Source organism: Pseudohoeflea suaedae, assembly GCF_004354915.1.
GTDB classification, from domain to species: Bacteria; Pseudomonadota; Alphaproteobacteria; order Rhizobiales; family Rhizobiaceae; genus Pseudohoeflea; species Pseudohoeflea suaedae.
Map to the genome: position 1 here is coordinate 1,387,128 of NZ_SMSI01000001.1, position 16,311 is coordinate 1,403,438.

Genomic DNA, 16,311 nt, shown 5'->3' on the forward strand with positions numbered 1-16,311 from the left:
CATGACGGTGGGGCGTAGCCAAGTGGTAAGGCAGCGGTTTTTGGTACCGCCATTCCCTGGTTCGAATCCAGGCGCCCCAGCCATCACGGTCCGGCTTATGACCTTCAATTGCGATGATGTTGCGGCAGGACAGGGGCGGCTCACGCCTCGGCCCCGCTTCTCCGGCGTTGCCAGCGCCAGGTGTCCCGGCACATCTCCTGGATACCGCGGCGGGCTTTCCAGCCGAGCAGGTTTTCCGCCAGCGTCGGGTCGGCGTAGGACTGGGCGACGTCGCCGGGCCTGCGCGGCGCGATCGTGAACCTGATCGCTTGCCCGCTCGCCTGCTCGAAGGCGTGGATGAGCTCGCGGACCGAATAGCCCTTGCCCGTGCCCAGGTTGACCGTCATGAGCCCCGGCGATGCGGCAATGCCCTGCAGGGCGGCAATATGGCCTTCGGCCAGATCCATGACGTGGATGAAGTCGCGCACGCCGGTTCCGTCGGGCGTGTCGTAATCGTCGCCGAATATCGAGACCTGGTCGAGCTCGCCGCTGGCGACCTTGGCGATATAGGGGCCGAGATTGTTGGGTACTCCGTGCGGATCCTCCCCGATCAGTCCCGATTCATGGGCCCCGAACGGATTGAAATAGCGAAGCCGCGCGATCCGCCAGTCCGGCTCCGCCCGAGCGAGATCCTCGAGGATCATCTCGCCCATCAGTTTCGTCCGGCCATAGGTGTTGGTTGCCGAAAGAGGAAAGGTCTCACGGACCGGCACGCTGGCCGGCTCGCCATAGACCGTGGCGGATGACGAGAAGACGAGCGACCTGACCCCTGCGGCTTTCATCGCCTCGATCAGCGTGAGCGTGCCGCCGATATTCACGGAGTAGTAATCGACCGGGATCGCCGCGCTCTCTCCGACCGCCTTCAATGCGGCGAAATGGATGACCGCCTGGATCCTGTGGTCCGCAAATGTGCGGTCCAGCGCCGCGCGGTCGCGGACGTCCGCCTGAACCAGAACCGGGCGCCTGCCGCAAATCGCCTCGATGCGATCGAGCACGTCCGCCGACGAATTGTGGAAGTTGTCGTATATGACGGGACTGTAGCCGGCTTCGACAAGCGCGACACAGGTATGTGCGCCGATATATCCGGCACCGCCGGTCACCAGGACGTTGGTCATATCTTCCCCCAGGAAATCTGCATGTCATTTCGCGCGGCGAAAATGAGCATAGGCGGAAAGTCTTGCCCTTTCGATAAGGCCTCTTTCGCAATTCCGGATGGGGGTTTGCGCGGCAGAATTCCCAAGCGGTGCCGGCCGGAACGAGCTGATGCGGGCTGGTCTGCCCGAATTGCCGTCTGCGGTTGACCTGTCAGGACAGAAGCCGGAAACGCCAGTACAGGGCGATCGCCATCAGCCAGCCGCCTCCGATGAAAAGCCATGCCAGGAGGGGCGGCATGCCCGGGCTCAGCAACGCGGCGAGGCCGCCGGTTAAGGTCACGACTGCAATCTCCGTGACGATCCGCCATTCATTCAAGCCGCAGCGTCTGGCGTGCTGATAGGCATGGCGGGCATGCGCCTGAAGAATGTTCTCGCCGTCCCTCAGTCGCATCGCCAGCGTGGCAAGGCCGTCGACAAGATAATATGCAAAGGGCAGCAGGGCCGCGGGGAGGACAATGTCCTGCGCCGCAACCAGCGTCAGATAGCCCGCGGCCAGGCCGAGCGGAAGGCTGCCCGAATCTCCCAGGAACACCTTTGCCTTCGGCCGGTTGTGCCAGCCGAACCCGATCATCGCGCCCCAGAGTGCCAGTGCCATAAGTCCGACGGTCGCATGCCCGGATATCAGCAAACTGAGCCCGAGAAACAGCAGGCCGGTTCCGGCGCCCGCCGCGCTGATGAGGTCGATGCCATCCATGAAGTTGACGAGATTGATGAAGCCCACGATCACGATCATGGCGACAACATAGGCAAGCGGGGAGGGCAGAAGGCCAAGCCAGCCGGCACCAGGGTCGAGACTTGTCAGCGCCAGCGCGGCCGAAGCGATCTGGGCCGGCAGCTTGATGAACGGCCCGACGTCGCGGATATCATCGATCATGCCCAGGGCGAAAAGCAGGGCCATGCCGGTCGCGGGACCGAGCAGTGCCGCTGCGTCCGCGCCGTAGAGGCCGCAGCCGATGAAAGCGGCGAAAAGGGCTGCGGGAACGACGCCCAGGCCGCCGAACTGACGGGCCGGGTGCGCATGCGCGGAACGGTCGGTGATGCCGGCTGCCAGCATGCCTGTCGGCAACAGGCGATTGAGCGCGGCGATCAGCACGAAGGCGCCTGCACCGGCGGCAAGAGCTGTTGCGATGGCGGTGATCAACATCACAATTCCGATCTGCCCCCTTTGCGCTGTGCGGTTACACGGTCCGATCTTAAGCGGTCCGCGCGCAAGGCTGCAAATCGGTGATCAGGCAAGGCCGAGACGAATGAAATCGTGGACGTGGACGATCCCGACCGGCGTGCGGTCGGCAGTCTCGTCTTCAACCACGAAGAGCGCCGTGATCTTCTGCTCGTTGAGAAATCGCAAGGCGTCCTCCGCCAGCATGTCGGCCTGGATCATGCGCGGATGGCTGTTCATCACTTCGCCTGCGAGCGCGGAATTCAGCTCGTGCAGGTGCCGGCGCAAGTCGCCGTCGGAGACGACGCCGATCAGCTGGCCGTCGGCGTCGATGACGCCCGCGAGCCCGAAGCTCTTCGACGTCATGACCATGACGGCTTCCGCCATCGGCATGTCCGCGGGGATCAGCGGCAGGCGGTCGCGGGAGTGCATGAACTGCCGCACCTTCATCAGCTTGAGCCCCAGGCTGCCGCCGGGATGGAGCTTCTGGAAGTCTTCACGCGAAAAACCGCGCAGGCGCATCGTCGCCATGGCGAGCGCATCGCCAAGCGCCAGCATCATGGTGGTCGAGGTCGTCGGCGCCATGCGGATGGGGCAGGCTTCCTGGGCGGCGGGCAGGACGAGCGGAATGCTGGCCGCCTTAATCAGCGTCGAATCGCTGCCGGACGATATTCCGATCACCGGAATTCCGATCCGGTGCGCGTGCTCGATCACCGGCATCAGTTCGGCTGTCTCGCCGGAATTGGACAGCAGCATCAGCGCGTCGCGCGACGAGATCATGCCCATGTCGCCATGAGCAGCTTCGGCGGAGTGAACGAAGGAGGCGGGCGTGCCGGTCGAAGCCAGGGTGGCGGCAATCTTCTTGCCGACATGGCCGGATTTGCCGAGGCCGGAAATCACGACACGTCCTTCGACATTGAGAAAGGCGTGGACTGCCTCGGCGAAAGCGCCATCCAGCGAGGTGGCGAGCGCCGCAAGACCTTCGGCTTCCATCGCGATCACGTCGCGCCCATGCGCGAGTATCTCGTCGGCACCGATCTTTTGCGATTTGTCGAGCATCGCCATCAACTCCAGAGGAACGTCTAGGACGCCTCAATAGTCGTCATGGGCCCCTGTTGCAAAGACTTTCCCGGCTTTTACCCGACGGCTTCAGTGCCGGTTGCGTGCCAGCCACTTGTGCCATCCGGCCTCAGAGCCGTTGAAGACGTTGAGATCGATGCGGGTATCGTGGCTTGCCGCCAACCCGGTGCCGGAATACTGCCAGAACACGAAATCCCGGTTCGGATACACCTTCGAGGGATGAGCCGCCACCGAGCGCAGCCAGAACGGATAGTCCTTGAAGGCACCCTGCAGATTGTCTTCGTAAAAGTCCGGCGCCGTGTAGATGATCGGACGCTGGCCGTAATGCGCTTCCAGCTTGTCCATGAAAACCTGCATCTTCTCACGCACGGTCGCAGGCGACGGGCGCTTCTTGCAGCTCGAGGTGTGGTTCCACTCCACGTCGATCACCGGGGGCAGGGCGCCTTTTTCCTTCGGCACGTTGCGGATGAACCAGTCGGCCTGCGAACTTGCGGTGCGGCACCAGTAGAAGAAGTGGTAGGCGCCGCGCGGAACGCCTGCTTCTCGTGCGGCATTCCAGTTCGTGCGGAAATTGGGATCGGTGTGATCGCCGCCGTCGGTTGCCTTGATGAAAGCGAAATTGCCGCCGTCGCGCCGGAGCTTCTGCCAGTCGATGTCGCCCTGCCAGCGGGAAACGTCGACACCGTGAACCTCGAACGGGTGAGGTGAGAGGCGGCCGAAATTGATCGGCTTGGCGTCGGTGAACGATGCCTTGTAAACCTTGGGTCGGGCAAAGTCGGTCGGGGCCGGCACCGGGATCGCGGCGGGAGCCACCGGCTCTTCGGCGCGAATGACGGCCAGTTCGACCGGCGACTGGGCATGCTCGGCGGCAAAGCCGAGTTCGCTCGTCACCTCGATGGTGGATGCCGTCTGACGAGGCGCCTCGGCAACATCCAGGCCGGTTGGCGGAACCATGGGGCGGATGGAAGCGGTGGCAGCGGGATCGATCTTGCTGGATTTTACGATATCCAGTGCGTCGATACCTGACGATGTGCAGCCCGCGAGAAGGCTGAGAAGGACTGCCAGGGCAGTGCCGCTATAGGCTGAGATCCGCATGATGACCCGAACTCTTTACGTGTGGGGGTGACGGTTCGTACAAGTCCTCATCCTTAACGATGAATTGCGAAGAAAGACTGAATTCCGTTCGGTTTCGGGACGACGCCGTGCTTTGGCTCATGAAACGGACCCGGCGAAGGCGCTCTAGGCTCAAGGAATTGAAATGATTGCGTCTTCCGGATGCGTTCGGCGTGGCATTGCAGGCCTTTGCCGGAAGAACCGTCGGTAACACTCGTTAATTGGTAAAGAGCCGGTAAACGGCCTCCCGCCTGCTTCGGCAGCCGTTTTGCAAGCTTTGTCAGGCGCCTGCCTTGCTCCTGCCCATTGAGCCCCTAGATTGTTCGTCTATAATCTTGAACGGCGGTCGCAGGGCCGAAGCAGGGGGGCGTTCTTACAACATGTCGACAATCGCCAGCGATGACGAACTCGGCCAGATGATCTCCCGTATCGCCATGGGCGACCGCGCTGCCTTTTCTTCTCTGTACAAGACGACAAGCCCGAAACTTTTTGGCGTCTGCCTTCGTATCCTCAGGCAACAGGCCCAAGCCGAAGACGCACTCCAGGAAATCTACGTGAAAATCTGGCGGCGCGCCGCAAGCTTTGCCGCAGGCAAGGCCGCGCCGATGGCGTGGCTGGTGACGATCGCACGCAATCACTGTATCGACGTGATCCGCGCGCGCCGTCCCGATCCGGTGGATATCGATGACGCACCGGCCGTGGCAGACGAGAAGCCCGACCCCGAAGCCGCCGCCGTAAGCGCCGGCGAGGGGCGTCGGATCGACATGTGCCTGGAAGAGCTGGACACCGACCGGGCCAACGCCGTGGTCAGTGCCTATGTTGAAGGATACAGCTATCAGGAACTCGCCGAGGAGCACGGCGTGCCGCTCAATACGATGCGGACCTGGCTCCGGCGCAGCCTGATCAAACTCAAGGAGTGCCTGCAGCGATGAGCAGCGACACCACAGCCATGGAACCGGGACGCGAGCGCGATATCGCACTCGCCGGTGAATATGTGCTCGGAGTGCTGCCTGCGGCTGAGCGCAGCGCAGCCGAGCGCAGGATGGCGACCGACGGATCTTTCGCTGCCATGGTTGAAAGCTGGCAGTCCGATCTGGCCGTGCTCGACGAACATTTTGCGCCCGAGAACGTACCGCCGGCGATCGCCGCGCGCATCGAGCGCCGCCTTTTCGGTGATGAGGTTGCGCAGTCTGCAGGCCTCTGGGGCTCGCTCGCCTTCTGGCGCGGACTGACGCTGGCTTCGGTCCTGGTCGCCGCAGGGCTCGCGGTCACGATATCCGGTATCGTGGCGCCGACCGGCGACAGCGCGCCGGTTCTGATTGCCGATCTCGCCGGCGAGAATGCGCCGATCGGGCTCGTCGCCCACTTCAATAGCGGCAACAACACCATCCATATCGTGCCGGCCGCGATGCAGGACGACGGTGGGCATTCGCTCGAGCTTTGGGCGGTGCCGGGCGACGGCGTGCCGCGCTCGCTTGGTCTGGTTCCGCCCGACGGCGGTCTGATCGCCATCGATCGCAGCCAGGCCGATGAGCTCGGCCAGGGCGTGACGCTCGCAGTCAGCCTCGAGCCTTCCGGCGGCTCGCCCACGGGGTCACCCACCGGGCCGGTGCTTGTGGCCGGAGCGCTCCAGTAGCAAGAGTGTAAGGCCGTGCGGAGGCCGAAGTCGCGATAGGTAGTTTTATCTGTGACTTTGGCATTGCAAAATCGGAATAAATGGATATGAGGATTTTCTGTAAAAATTAGATCCAGTCGTCGGGCTCGCTCGTAGACAATGCTAACCGGTGGTTGAAAGGGCTGAGACCCTCTATCCCGGCAAACAGATGGAGCGGATGAGCCGGGATGTTCCGGCGAGACGTCAGCTCCAGGGATTCCAAGTCGATGCCAGCGGGCAATTCGCCGCACCGCCTGTTGGTATCCGGCACAGCCCCCGTGCTACCGCGCGGGGGTTGTTGCGTTCAGGGGTACCGTAAATCCCTGCTGCTACCGTCGATATATCCCGGCGCAACCAATTTTTCCTGAAACTTTATCGCCGTCAGCCTCGTCGTTTCCTGTGTAGGCGTCGGCATCCAGCCGATGCTGCGAAAGGAGGGACTGTAAGAAAATCGGTCCCCGTGAGGAGGTTTCAATCATGAAAATCGCACTTCGTATGCTCGCAGCCACTGCCGTCATGGCCGCCGGACTGACCGTCGCGCATGCCGAGAACCCGATGGTCGGTGGCGCAGCGATGTATCCCGACAAGACCATCGTCGAGAACGCCGTCAATTCGAAGGATCACACGACGCTGGTTGCCGCGGTCAAGGCTGCCGGTCTGGTCGATACGCTCAACGGCGAAGGACCTTTCACCGTCTTTGCGCCGACCAACGAAGCCTTCGAGGCCCTGCCCGACGGCACCGTCGAGACGCTTCTGAAGCCCGAGAACAAGGATCAGCTCACCAAGGTCCTGACCTGCCACGTGGTGGCCGCCGATGCGCATGCCGCCGCGATCATGAAAATGGTCGATGACGATGGCGGCACGCACCCGGTCGAGACGGTCGGGGGCTGCAAGCTCAACATCACCTATGAAGGCGACAAGGTGATGGTCGAGGACGAGAACGGCAATGTCGCGAATGTGACCATTGCCGATGTCGATCAGTCGAACGGTGTTATCCACGTCATCGACAAGGTTCTTCTGCCCAAGATGTAAGATCGCAAAGCCGGCGGGCATTGGCCTCATCACCCGCCGGCGAGGCCGGACAACCCTGCGCGGCAACGCGCGGGGTTGTCTGGTTTTGTCCGCTCACGCGCGCTCACGGTCAGTTGAGCCTGCTTGTTTTGAAAGACGGCGCGTGCTCCGCTAGCTATGGAGAGGAAGGAGAAGATCATGACCTCATCCAGATTGAATCGCAGATCCGTACTGCTTGCGACCGTTGGCGGAGGCGCCATCGTCGGGCTCTCCGCGCTGCTGCGGCCGTTCTCCGGCAAGGCGGAGGCCACCGAAGGCGATTTCGAGATATCGCTGACGCCGGCGGAGTGGAAGAAGAAGCTCAACGCAGAGCAATTTGCGGTGCTGCGCGAAGAGGCCACCGAGCGCCCCTTCACCAGTCCCCTGAACAAGAATTACGCCAAGGGCATCTATAACTGTGCGGGCTGCGACCTGCCGGTTTATTCGTCCGAGGCGAAATACGACAGTGGAACCGGTTGGCCGAGCTTCTGGCAGTCCTTGCCCGACGCGATCGGTACCAAGGAGGACAACTCCCTTTTCATGAGACGTACGGAAGTGCATTGCCGGCGCTGCGGCGGGCATTTCGGCCACATCTTCGATGACGGACCGGAACCGACGGGAAAACGGCATTGCCTCAACGGCGTGGCACTCACCTTCGTGGCGGCGGAAGCCGGCGGTACGACATCGGGCTGACGTCCTTGCCCGTTCATCCGGCAAAACGAAAAGGCCGCCTTCCGGGGCGGCCTTTTTCTATATCGCTGTCCGGAGTGCCGTCACTGCACTTCGGCCACCTTCTGCGTCTTTCCGGTAATGTTCACCCAGCGCGCGGAATTGCGGTCGGACTGCATCTTCACATAACCGAGCCCGGTGCGGTTCACCGGCAGGACGTCGTCGAGCATGTTGTCGAGAACGAAATCGCCATCGCGCGTGCGCGCCACGAGAACGGTGTGCGCCTCGCCGCGCCGTCGCGTCATCGTGAGAAGGAGATTGGCCGGCTTGAAGCCGCGCGCCATCAGGGCCCGGCGCTTGGCGAGTGCAAAATCCTCGCAGTCGCCGGCATTCGTATTGGCTGTCCAGTACTCCCGCTTTCCGAACTGCTTGATGTCGGACATCGGCTTGATCGACCGGTTGACCGTCCTGTTGACGTGGTTGAGCATCGAGAGATTGGCGGGCGGCAGCACATTGGCAGATTGCGCGCGGCAGTCGGCGCTGTGCGTCCTGCAATACTCGACATGTCCATAGGGGCGCGACGTTTCGCCTCCCGTCTTCAGCCAGACAGACGCGTGAGCGGCGGGCGAAGTGAGAAATGCGGCGGCGCAAGCCGCGGAAGAGAGGTAGATACGGGCCTTTTTCAAGGGGCGGCTCCTTTCGCTTCCAGTGCGGCTAGAATGTGCCGCAAATCCTGGTTACGTCAACAGCTGTCACGGTTTTGCAGCGTTTTGATGACACCGGATGCGAATAACCCCGTATGATACGAAGATGGGGGCGCGACCAGGTCGCGCCCCCATCGGCAACGGAAATGCTTATCGGTCTCCGTCAGGACCAGGCGGTGTTCCGCCCTTTTCATCCGAACGGTGGCGACTGCCGGATGAAACCTGTTTTCCCCGGATGGGGGAAATCGGGATTAGTAGGCGCGCGGGCTCTTGTTGAGCGGCACGTTCACGCCACTGCCGATGGTCGAGGTGGCAGTGTAGTCGATCTGCGTGGCGGCCGGGCCGGTGTAGGTCGGCGAACGGTCGCCGAACGGGCCGGTGTTGACGAAGCCGTTTGCATCGGTGCTCCGGGCAATCTGTGCGGCCGGGTTGGAGGCTGCGGTTTCCTGCGGCAGGAACTGTGCGTCACGTGCCGTGGTGGCGGCGAAGGCGCCGGAGGTTGCTGCGAGGGTGATGCCGAGTGCGATAAGAGCGTTTTTCATTTTCTTACTCCGTAATCCGAATTGATTTGTTTGATCTGAAGGTCGGTTGTCCGCCCCTTAGTAGGGGAGGACGCCGTCGCCGAGACGCGGCTGACGAACGACTGCCGGGCCAGGCTGGCCGTCGTCGATCGATGCCGTGGCGGTGTAGTCGATTCCGGCGTTGACCGGAGCGGCATAGGTCGGCGAGCGATCGTCGAACGGACCGTTGTTGGTCAGCTCGTTGCTGCCGTCATAGGTGCTCAGCGGGGCCGATACTGCGGCGTTGCCGGCCGTGAATTCAGGGGTATCCTGAACGTCGAGGATCGAGCTCTGTGCGAAAGCGCCGGTGGTGGCTGCAAGGGACAGGCCGAGTGCGATAAGAACGTTTTTCATTTCATCTCTCCATCAGTTGGGTCGTTGCCGTCCCGTATCTTGGGTTACGGGGAGGGCGACCCGAAAGTTTCGTTCGGAAGCTACCGGCGTCAGCCGTATTGCATGTGCCGGTTGGGCGGCTTTCCGATCGGGCGGTGCGTTATTGCCCGCCGTCGATGGAGTGCAAATGCGCCTTGAAGCGATTGGTTTCAAAGAACGTTATTGTGTTCCGGGCTGACATTTTTGTGCTCTTGAAATTGTCATATTTCAATTTACAGGGCGAGAATAATGTTTAAAAACAATAGGATGAATATGTCACAATTCCTCGCGTCCGTGTGAGGTCGCGCGCAAAAGGGCTATAATAAAGTTTAATTCCTGACCGCAGCGTTCGTGTGCGGTGAACAATGCCGGCTTTTTTCGCCCCAAGTCCGAAACCGAAGAGCTCGATGGCGTGAATTTCGTGAGGCATTCGGTCAGACGGAGACGGAATCCCGCAGCGAATCCTTGCTGAGTTCGTCCTTCATGCCTTCCATCACCACCGTTCCGCGCTTCAATACGGTAAACCGGTCAGCCAGGTCGTAGGCGAACTCGAAATATTGCTCGACCAGAACGATCGCCATCTGTCCCTGATCCCTCAGATGCGCGATCACCCGGCCGATCTGCTGAATGATGTTGGGCTGAATGCCCTCGGTGGGTTCATCGAGCAGCAGGAGTTTCGGCTTGGTGATGAGCGCGCGCGCGATGGCGAGCTGCTGCTGCTGGCCGCCGGAGAGGTCGCCGCCGCGCCGGCCTCGCATATCCTTGAGCACCGGAAACAGCTCGTAGATGTGATCGGGAATTGTGTGCTCCTCCTTCGGAAGGCAGGCAAAACCCGTCTGCAGGTTCTCGGTCACCGTCAGGAGCGGAAAGATGTCGCGGCCCTGCGGCACGTAGCCGATCCCCTTGGCGGCCAGCGCATGGGCCGGCGGGTAGGCGATCTCCTCGCCGTCCAGCCGGTAGTCTCCGCCCGAGCGGTGCTTGACGCCGGAAATGGCTTTCAGAAGGCTGGTCTTGCCGACCCCGTTCGTGCCCATCAGGCAGGTGACCTTGCCGACCTCCGCCGTCAGCGACACGCCGTTGAGGATCTTGGACTGGCCGTAATGGAGGGTGAGGTCTGAGACTTCGAGCATGGCGGCTTATCTCCCCAGATAGACTTCGATGACGTCGGGGTTCGCGGTGACGTGGCTGAGGGATCCTTCCGCCAGCACCGATCCCTCGTGCAGAACGGTGACCGGGCATGCGAGGCGACGGACGAACTCCATGTCGTGTTCGACCACGATGACGGCGCGGGTCTTGGCCGTTCGCACCAGGAGGTCGGTCGTGTGCTCGCGCTCGCCGAGCGTCATCCCGGCCGCGGGCTCGTCGACGAGCAGCAGCTGCGGATCCTGCGCCAGCAGCATGCCGATCTCGAGCCATTGCTTCTGTCCGTGCGACAGCTCGCCTGAGAGCCGCCGGAGATGATCGGCAAGCCCGATCTCGGCGGCGATCTCCTCGATGCGCCCGATATCGCGGCGGTCCGCCTTGTAACCGAGCGCCGCAAATGGCGACCGTTCGTTCTTGAGCGCCATCGAAAGGTTGTCGAAGACCGTCTGCGCCTCGAACACTGTCGGCCGCTGGAATTTCCGCCCGATACCGATCTTGGCGATATCGCTCTCGCGCAGCCGAAGCAGATCGACCGGGGGCGTGCCGAATTGCACACGTCCGCTGTCGGGACGGGTCTTGCCGGTCACGATATCCATGAAGGTGGTCTTGCCTGCGCCGTTCGGCCCGATGATCGCACGCAGTTCGGCAGGCTGGATCGAGAAGGACAGGTCGTTGATCGCGCGGAATCCGTCGAAGGTGACGGAGACGCCGAGGACTTCGAGGAGCGCGCTCATGCCGCATCCTTTCTGACGAGGCGATCGAACATGCCGGCAATGCCGCGTGGCGCGAACAGCGTCACCAGCACGAAGGACAGCCCCAGAAGCACCTGCCACCAATCGACCCACTTGATCGTATAGAAGCCTAACGGCAGGTCGGGTGCCTGTCCGCCGGTGAACCATGATGACAATAGAGAGACGAGAGCTGCGCCGATCACGGCGCCGTAGAGCCGGCCGCGTCCGCCGATCGCTACCCAGACCGCAAGATAGATGGAGGCGATCGGGGCAATCTCGGCCGGGTTCACGATACCGGCCTGCGGATAATAGATCGCGCCTGCGATGGCGGCGATCACGGCGGTGATGGTGAAGATGAAGAGCTTGTAGGCTTCCACCGAATAGCCGAGAAAGCGGATGCGCGCCTCATCGTCGCGAATGGCCTTGACCACGTTGCCGAACTTGCCGGAGACGATCCAGCCGGCGAACACATATCCGATCCCGAGTGCGAGGGCGGAACCCCACATGAACCAGATCGAGATCACCGATTGCGGGATGTCCGTCAGGCCGGGAATGTTCTGCAGGCCCGACAGGCCGTTATTGCCGCGCAGGCCGCTGTCGTTCTGGAAGAGATAGAGTGACAAGGCCAGCGTCATCGCCTGGGTGAGGATCGAGAGGTAGACGCCCGTCACCCTGCTGCGGAATGCGAGCCAGCCGAAAACGAGCGCCAGCAATCCCGGGACGATGACGACGAGGGCCAGCTGGATGGGCAGGCTGTGGGCAAAGCTCCAGATCACCGGAACGTCGGAACCGCCGACCACGCCGAAAATCTGCGTGCCGATCGCGTCGCGCACCTCGCCGGGCGTCGGTGGAAGCGCGGCCTTGGACATCGAGGCAATCACGATGTCCTCGGTCCGGGCATACATCAGCCACATGCCGATCATGTAGCCGCCGAGCCCGAAAAAGGCGAAATGGCCGAGCGAGAGAATGCCGCAATACCCCCAGACAAGGTCCATCGCGATTGCGATGAGGCACAGGCAGAGCGTCTTGCCGAGGATCTTGACGTAGTTCGTCGGCAGCAGTCCGCTGCCGTAGGCCTCCGAGAAGACGGTGGCGAGCAAGGTGATGACGGCCAGGACGAGAATAAAGACGATGACCGATGGCTGGCGTGCGAGAAAGGTGTTTTTCATGGCCTCAATCCCCCGCCGCGCGGCCCTTGAGGGCAATGATGCCCTTCGGCCGGAACTGGATGAAGATGATGATGAAGATGATCATGTAGGTCTGGGCGGCGAGCGTGTTGGACGGATTGAAGAATTCGATCACCTTCTGCAGGAAGCCGATCATGGTCGCGCCCGCCAGCGTTCCCCAGATATTGCCGACCCCGCCGACCACCACGGTCATGAAGGATTGCACGATATAGGCCTGGCCGAGTTCGGAGGTGACTTTGGCGAACAGCCCGATCGCCACGCCCGCAATGCCGGCAATGCCCGAACCCAGGGCAAAGGTCAGCATGTTGATGCGGTCGGGATTGATGCCCATGGAGGACGCCATGCGCGGGTTCTGCGTCACGGCGCGCACCTCGAGTCCCAGTCGGGTCCTGTTGAGCACGAAGAGCAGCAGGGCGAAGAAGAGGATGGCGAGCACGAAGATGGCGATGCGGATATAGGAGACCGCCACCACGTCGTTGATCACCCAGGCGCCGTCGAGCCAGGATGGCGAGGTCAGCGGTCGCGCCTGCGTGCCGAACACGTTCTTGGCGATCTGCTGGAGCGCGATGGATACGCCGAAGGTCGCGAGCAGTGTTTCGAGCGGGCGACTGGCGAGATGGCGTATGACGAGGCGCTCGAGCGCAATTCCGGCGGCTGCCGCGATGATGAAGGCGAGCGGCAGGGCGACGATGATCGACACCGTGTAGTTCGGGATGATCTGCTGGACGACATAGCCGGTATAGGCGCCGATCATGATGAATTCGCCATGGGCCATGTTGATGACGCCCATCACGCCGAATGTGATTGCCAGCCCGATGGCGGCCAGGAAGTAGATCGAGGCGAGGGAAATCCCGTCGAGAACCAGCGAGAAGAAGCGGTTCAGTCCGACATACTGATCAATCGAATCGAGCGTCTCTGCCGCCGCGGTGGTCACGTCCGTGTTCGAATCCGCATAGGCCTCGTAAAAGGTGTACTTCGCGAGTTCCGCGTCCATCGTCTCGTCGGTGACGAAAGCAGGCGCCTTGCCGTCGGCGACGAGGTTCGAATAGGCCCGGTCGCGCGCCTCTTGTGACGAGAGTTCGGCCACCGGCACGCCGCCGACCGTGCCATCTTCGATATTGGCTTCGAGCGCGGCCTTGCGCTCGCCGCGTGTGCGCGCGGCCACCGCCTTGCCGTCGTCGACCAGCAGCCTGTAGGCGTCCTCGCGGGCAATGGTCTTTCCCGGTGTCAGCAGGCGGGCCACGTTGACGCCCTCCGGATTGCCCTCGGAATAGCCAATGCGGGTGACGACCAGCGGATTGAGCGCGGCGCGGGCGTCGATGCTGAGATCCTGCGAGAAGCTGCGGATTGCCTCGACGCGGTCTTCCGTGGTCTGGCCGAAGGAAATGGTGATGACGCGGAGCAGGCGTTCCTTGCGTGCCTTGAGGGCGGGATCGTCTTCTTTCGCTATGGAGGCGCGCAGCGGTTCGAGATGGCTTTCATCGGCATTGCGTTCGAGCGCATTGAGGGCCTGGCGGCGCCGTGCGGGATCGGCATCCTCGAGCTGGCTGGCGACAAGGCTCGACGCGATGACCGTGCGCACGCCGCTATTGGGCTTGAGCTGGTTCATCTCCCCCTTGGAGATGGTGCCGACTTCCTCGCCGGTATCGATGTCGATGAGGGTGAGGTTCTGGCCGTCGGCCTTCCTGGTGAAGAAGAAGAGCCCGTCTTCCTCGCGCTGCCAGAGTTCGCGGTCGCCCCAGCGTTCGAGAAAGGTCAGCCCCTGCGGCAGCCCGGCCTCGCGGACGGCTGTGATGACTTCATCGACGGTTCGGCGCGAGGCCTTGGCGACCTTGTCCTTATGCGCCTGCAGGATGGCCTGCAGCGGACCGGCCGGGGCCGGCGCCGTCGCCTGTGCTGGCCCCGCGTCGTCGAGGATTTCTTCGCTGGCAGCCGGCGTGTCGCTCGGCGAGGCGGCGTCTTGCGCATGCGCGAGATGCGGCGCGGCGAGCGCAAGCAGGGCGGCGATCAGGATCGGTCGAAGCATGAGGATGGTACCGGGAGCCAGGGGAAGGTGGCGGGAGGCCCATTGCCGGGCCTCCCTGTTGCGTGGCAGGTCAGTGATGAAATCAGTAGTTCGACTTCATCTGCACGCAGGTCTTGGTCTCGGTGTTGTACATGCCGCACTTCAGATCCTTCCAGTCGGACTCCAGAACGGCGGATTCCGGCAGGAAATCGGTCCAGGCATCGCCGGGCACGGGCTCGGTCTGCGAGATGATGTCGAACTGGCCGTCGGCCTGGATCTCGCCGATGAGCACCGGCTTGGTCAGGTGGTGGTTCGGCAGCATCTCGGCTTCGGTGCCCGTCAGGTTCGGATATTTCTGGCCGATCATGGCGTCGATCACCGGATCGACGTCGGTGGTGCCGGCTGCCTCGACGGCATTCACCCACATGTTGAAGCCGATATAGGTGGCTTCCATCGGGTCGTTGGTCACGCGTTCCTCGTCGCCGGTATAGGCGTGCCAGGCTTCGATGAACTCTGCATTGACCGGCACGTCGGCGCTCTGGAAGTAGTTCCAGGCGGCGAGGTGGCCGACGAGGTTGGTGGTGTCGAGGCCGGAGAGTTCTTCCTCACCCACCGAGAAGGCCACCACCGGAATGTCGTCGGCGGAAATTCCCTGTGCCGCCAGTTCCTTGTAGAAACCGATATTGGCGTCGCCGTTGATCGTCGAGATCACGCCGACCTTCTTGCCGTCGGCGCCGAGCGCCTTAACGTCGGCCACGATCTTCGACCAGTCGGAGTGACCGAACGGGGTGTAGTTGACGAAGATGTCCTCTTCGGCGATGCCCTTGTCCTTGAGATAGGCTTCGAGGATCTTGTTCGTCGTGCGCGGATAGACGTAGTCGGTGCCCAGAAGCGCGAACTTCTCGACGCCGAGTTCTTCCAGGTAGTAGTCGGTCGCCGGAATCGCCTGCTGGTTCGGCGCGGCACCGGTATAGAAGACGTTCTTCGAGGATTCCTCGCCCTCATATTGCACCGGATAGAACAGCAGCCCGTTCAGTTCCTCGATCACCGGCAGCACGGATTTGCGCGAAACCGACGTCCAGCAGCCGAACATGACGTCCACATTCTCGACGGTCAGCAGCTCGCGGGCCTTTTCTGCAAACAGCGGCCAGTCGGATGCGGGATCGACGACGACGGCTTCGAGCTGCTTGCCGAGTACGCCGCCCTTCTTGTTCTGCTCTTCGATCAGCATCAGGACCGTATCCTTCAGCGTCGTCTCGGAGATGGCCATGGTGCCGGAAAGAGAATGAAGGACGCCGACCTTGATGGTGTCGTCGGCGGCCTGGGCGGGGGAATAGGTCATGGTGGTTGCCAGAAGGGCGCCAACGCCCGCCAACCGCAAAGTCTTGGTAGAGAATTTCATTTTCAGCCTCCGTGCTGTTGCGTGTCCACGGGGCAGTGCAATGCAAGACCTTTGCCAGTTCGGACCGGTCCCGCTGACCGGGCCGGTTTTCAGGACGGTTTCGGCGGTGCCGACAGGAACGCCCTGAAAATCTGGCGAAAAAATACGCGATAAAGCCTAAAATATAGGCAGCGATTAAAGTATGTGCTTTCGTTGATGTCCGTCAGCGGAAGACATCGGACTGAAGATTTTGGAATGCTGCCGGCTCGTCGCTCGAACTGGAGGAACACGGAGACAGGGCGGCATTCAG

Annotated in this window: 16 protein-coding genes and 1 tRNA gene; 5 read left to right on the forward strand and 12 right to left on the reverse strand. The window is 62.1% G+C overall.

Annotated features, from left to right (window positions below; genetic code table 11):
• The first annotated feature begins 8 nt into the window (after positions 1 to 8).
• Positions 9 to 83: transfer RNA gene (locus E2A64_RS06480), tRNA-Gln, on the forward strand.
• A 57-nt stretch (positions 84 to 140) separates the two neighbouring features.
• On the opposite strand, the gene galE is transcribed toward E2A64_RS06480, so the two are convergent.
• From galE to E2A64_RS06500, 4 genes are all read right to left on the reverse strand, one after another.
• Positions 141 to 1,154 (reverse strand): UDP-glucose 4-epimerase GalE, encoded by a 1,014-nt coding sequence (gene galE / locus E2A64_RS06485; protein WP_133283572.1) that lies wholly within the window; start codon positions 1,152 to 1,154, stop codon positions 141 to 143.
• A 190-nt stretch (positions 1,155 to 1,344) separates the two neighbouring features.
• The gene (locus E2A64_RS06490) at positions 1,345 to 2,337 is read right to left on the reverse strand and encodes an MraY family glycosyltransferase (RefSeq protein WP_133283573.1); all 993 of its coding nucleotides are present in this window, start codon (positions 2,335 to 2,337) and stop codon (positions 1,345 to 1,347) included.
• An 84-nt stretch (positions 2,338 to 2,421) separates the two neighbouring features.
• Positions 2,422 to 3,411: a KpsF/GutQ family sugar-phosphate isomerase gene (locus tag E2A64_RS06495; protein ID WP_174235750.1), complete on the reverse strand. Its 990-nt coding sequence runs from the start codon at positions 3,409 to 3,411 to the stop codon at positions 2,422 to 2,424.
• Positions 3,412 to 3,501: 90 nt separating this feature from the next.
• Positions 3,502 to 4,527, reverse strand: coding sequence for a glycoside hydrolase family 25 protein (locus E2A64_RS06500; protein WP_133283575.1), 1,026 nt, complete (start codon positions 4,525 to 4,527; stop codon positions 3,502 to 3,504).
• Positions 4,528 to 4,925: 398 nt separating this feature from the next.
• On the opposite strand from E2A64_RS06500, the gene E2A64_RS06505 reads away from it, so the two are divergent.
• The 4 genes from E2A64_RS06505 (at position 4,926) to msrB (ending at position 7,942) form a co-directional block, all read left to right on the forward strand.
• Complete coding sequence (locus E2A64_RS06505; RefSeq protein WP_133283576.1) at positions 4,926 to 5,477, forward strand: sigma-70 family RNA polymerase sigma factor; 552 nt, start codon at positions 4,926 to 4,928, stop codon at positions 5,475 to 5,477.
• Complete coding sequence (locus tag E2A64_RS06510) at positions 5,474 to 6,181, forward strand: anti-sigma factor (RefSeq protein WP_133283577.1); 708 nt, start codon at positions 5,474 to 5,476, stop codon at positions 6,179 to 6,181. Before E2A64_RS06505 ends, E2A64_RS06510 begins: the two co-directional genes overlap by 4 nt.
• 495 nt (positions 6,182 to 6,676) lie before the next feature.
• Positions 6,677 to 7,231, forward strand: a complete 555-nt coding sequence (locus tag E2A64_RS06515) for a fasciclin domain-containing protein (protein WP_133283578.1) — start codon at positions 6,677 to 6,679, stop codon at positions 7,229 to 7,231.
• A gap of 177 nt (positions 7,232 to 7,408) precedes the next feature.
• Positions 7,409 to 7,942, forward strand: coding sequence for a peptide-methionine (R)-S-oxide reductase MsrB (msrB, locus tag E2A64_RS06520; protein ID WP_133283579.1), 534 nt, complete (start codon positions 7,409 to 7,411; stop codon positions 7,940 to 7,942).
• Between the two features lie 80 nt (positions 7,943 to 8,022).
• On the opposite strand, the gene E2A64_RS06525 is transcribed toward msrB, so the two are convergent.
• The 8 genes from E2A64_RS06525 to urtA form a co-directional block, all read right to left on the reverse strand.
• Positions 8,023 to 8,604, reverse strand: a complete 582-nt coding sequence (locus E2A64_RS06525; RefSeq protein WP_244598165.1) for a transglutaminase-like cysteine peptidase — start codon at positions 8,602 to 8,604, stop codon at positions 8,023 to 8,025.
• Positions 8,605 to 8,873: 269 nt separating this feature from the next.
• The gene (locus tag E2A64_RS06530; RefSeq protein WP_133283580.1) at positions 8,874 to 9,164 is read right to left on the reverse strand and encodes a hypothetical protein; all 291 of its coding nucleotides are present in this window, start codon (positions 9,162 to 9,164) and stop codon (positions 8,874 to 8,876) included.
• A gap of 57 nt (positions 9,165 to 9,221) precedes the next feature.
• Positions 9,222 to 9,536, reverse strand: coding sequence for a hypothetical protein (locus tag E2A64_RS06535; protein ID WP_133283581.1), 315 nt, complete (start codon positions 9,534 to 9,536; stop codon positions 9,222 to 9,224).
• Positions 9,537 to 9,988: 452 nt separating this feature from the next.
• The gene (urtE, locus tag E2A64_RS06540; RefSeq protein ID WP_133283582.1) at positions 9,989 to 10,684 is read right to left on the reverse strand and encodes an urea ABC transporter ATP-binding subunit UrtE; all 696 of its coding nucleotides are present in this window, start codon (positions 10,682 to 10,684) and stop codon (positions 9,989 to 9,991) included.
• Positions 10,685 to 10,690: 6 nt separating this feature from the next.
• The gene (gene urtD, locus E2A64_RS06545) at positions 10,691 to 11,431 is read right to left on the reverse strand and encodes an urea ABC transporter ATP-binding protein UrtD (protein ID WP_133283583.1); all 741 of its coding nucleotides are present in this window, start codon (positions 11,429 to 11,431) and stop codon (positions 10,691 to 10,693) included.
• Positions 11,428 to 12,597, reverse strand: a complete 1,170-nt coding sequence (gene urtC / locus E2A64_RS06550) for an urea ABC transporter permease subunit UrtC (RefSeq protein ID WP_133283584.1) — start codon at positions 12,595 to 12,597, stop codon at positions 11,428 to 11,430. Before urtC ends, urtD begins: the two co-directional genes overlap by 4 nt.
• A gap of 4 nt (positions 12,598 to 12,601) precedes the next feature.
• Positions 12,602 to 14,641 carry an urea ABC transporter permease subunit UrtB gene (gene urtB / locus E2A64_RS06555; protein WP_133283585.1) on the reverse strand — a complete coding sequence of 680 codons (2,040 nt, stop codon included), beginning with the start codon at positions 14,639 to 14,641 and terminating at the stop codon, positions 12,602 to 12,604.
• Positions 14,642 to 14,723: 82 nt separating this feature from the next.
• Positions 14,724 to 16,022: an urea ABC transporter substrate-binding protein gene (urtA, locus tag E2A64_RS06560; RefSeq protein ID WP_174235751.1), complete on the reverse strand. Its 1,299-nt coding sequence runs from the start codon at positions 16,020 to 16,022 to the stop codon at positions 14,724 to 14,726.
• Positions 16,023 to 16,311: the final 289 nt, after the last annotated feature.

Excerpts from the sequence above, each read along its gene's own strand:
- urtA (WP_174235751.1), bottom strand. The coding sequence starts at position 16,022 with ATGAAATTCTCTACCAAGACTTTGCGGTTGGCGGGCGTTGGCGCCCTT.
- E2A64_RS06495 (WP_174235750.1), bottom strand. The coding sequence starts at position 3,411 with ATGCTCGACAAATCGCAAAAGATCGGTGCCGACGAGATACTCGCGCAT.
- urtD (WP_133283583.1), bottom strand. The coding sequence starts at position 11,431 with ATGAGCGCGCTCCTCGAAGTCCTCGGCGTCTCCGTCACCTTCGACGGA.
- msrB (WP_133283579.1), top strand. The coding sequence starts at position 7,409 with ATGACCTCATCCAGATTGAATCGCAGATCCGTACTGCTTGCGACCGTT.
- E2A64_RS06535 (WP_133283581.1), bottom strand. The coding sequence starts at position 9,536 with ATGAAAAACGTTCTTATCGCACTCGGCCTGTCCCTTGCAGCCACCACC.
- E2A64_RS06505 (WP_133283576.1), top strand. The coding sequence starts at position 4,926 with ATGTCGACAATCGCCAGCGATGACGAACTCGGCCAGATGATCTCCCGT.
- E2A64_RS06510 (WP_133283577.1), top strand. The coding sequence starts at position 5,474 with ATGAGCAGCGACACCACAGCCATGGAACCGGGACGCGAGCGCGATATC.
- E2A64_RS06530 (WP_133283580.1), bottom strand. The coding sequence starts at position 9,164 with ATGAAAAACGCTCTTATCGCACTCGGCATCACCCTCGCAGCAACCTCC.
- E2A64_RS06515 (WP_133283578.1), top strand. The coding sequence starts at position 6,677 with ATGAAAATCGCACTTCGTATGCTCGCAGCCACTGCCGTCATGGCCGCC.
- galE (WP_133283572.1), bottom strand. The coding sequence starts at position 1,154 with ATGACCAACGTCCTGGTGACCGGCGGTGCCGGATATATCGGCGCACAT.
- urtC (WP_133283584.1), bottom strand. The coding sequence starts at position 12,597 with ATGAAAAACACCTTTCTCGCACGCCAGCCATCGGTCATCGTCTTTATT.
- E2A64_RS06500 (WP_133283575.1), bottom strand. The coding sequence starts at position 4,527 with ATGCGGATCTCAGCCTATAGCGGCACTGCCCTGGCAGTCCTTCTCAGC.
- urtB (WP_133283585.1), bottom strand. The coding sequence starts at position 14,641 with ATGCTTCGACCGATCCTGATCGCCGCCCTGCTTGCGCTCGCCGCGCCG.
- urtE (WP_133283582.1), bottom strand. The coding sequence starts at position 10,684 with ATGCTCGAAGTCTCAGACCTCACCCTCCATTACGGCCAGTCCAAGATC.
- E2A64_RS06490 (WP_133283573.1), bottom strand. The coding sequence starts at position 2,337 with ATGTTGATCACCGCCATCGCAACAGCTCTTGCCGCCGGTGCAGGCGCC.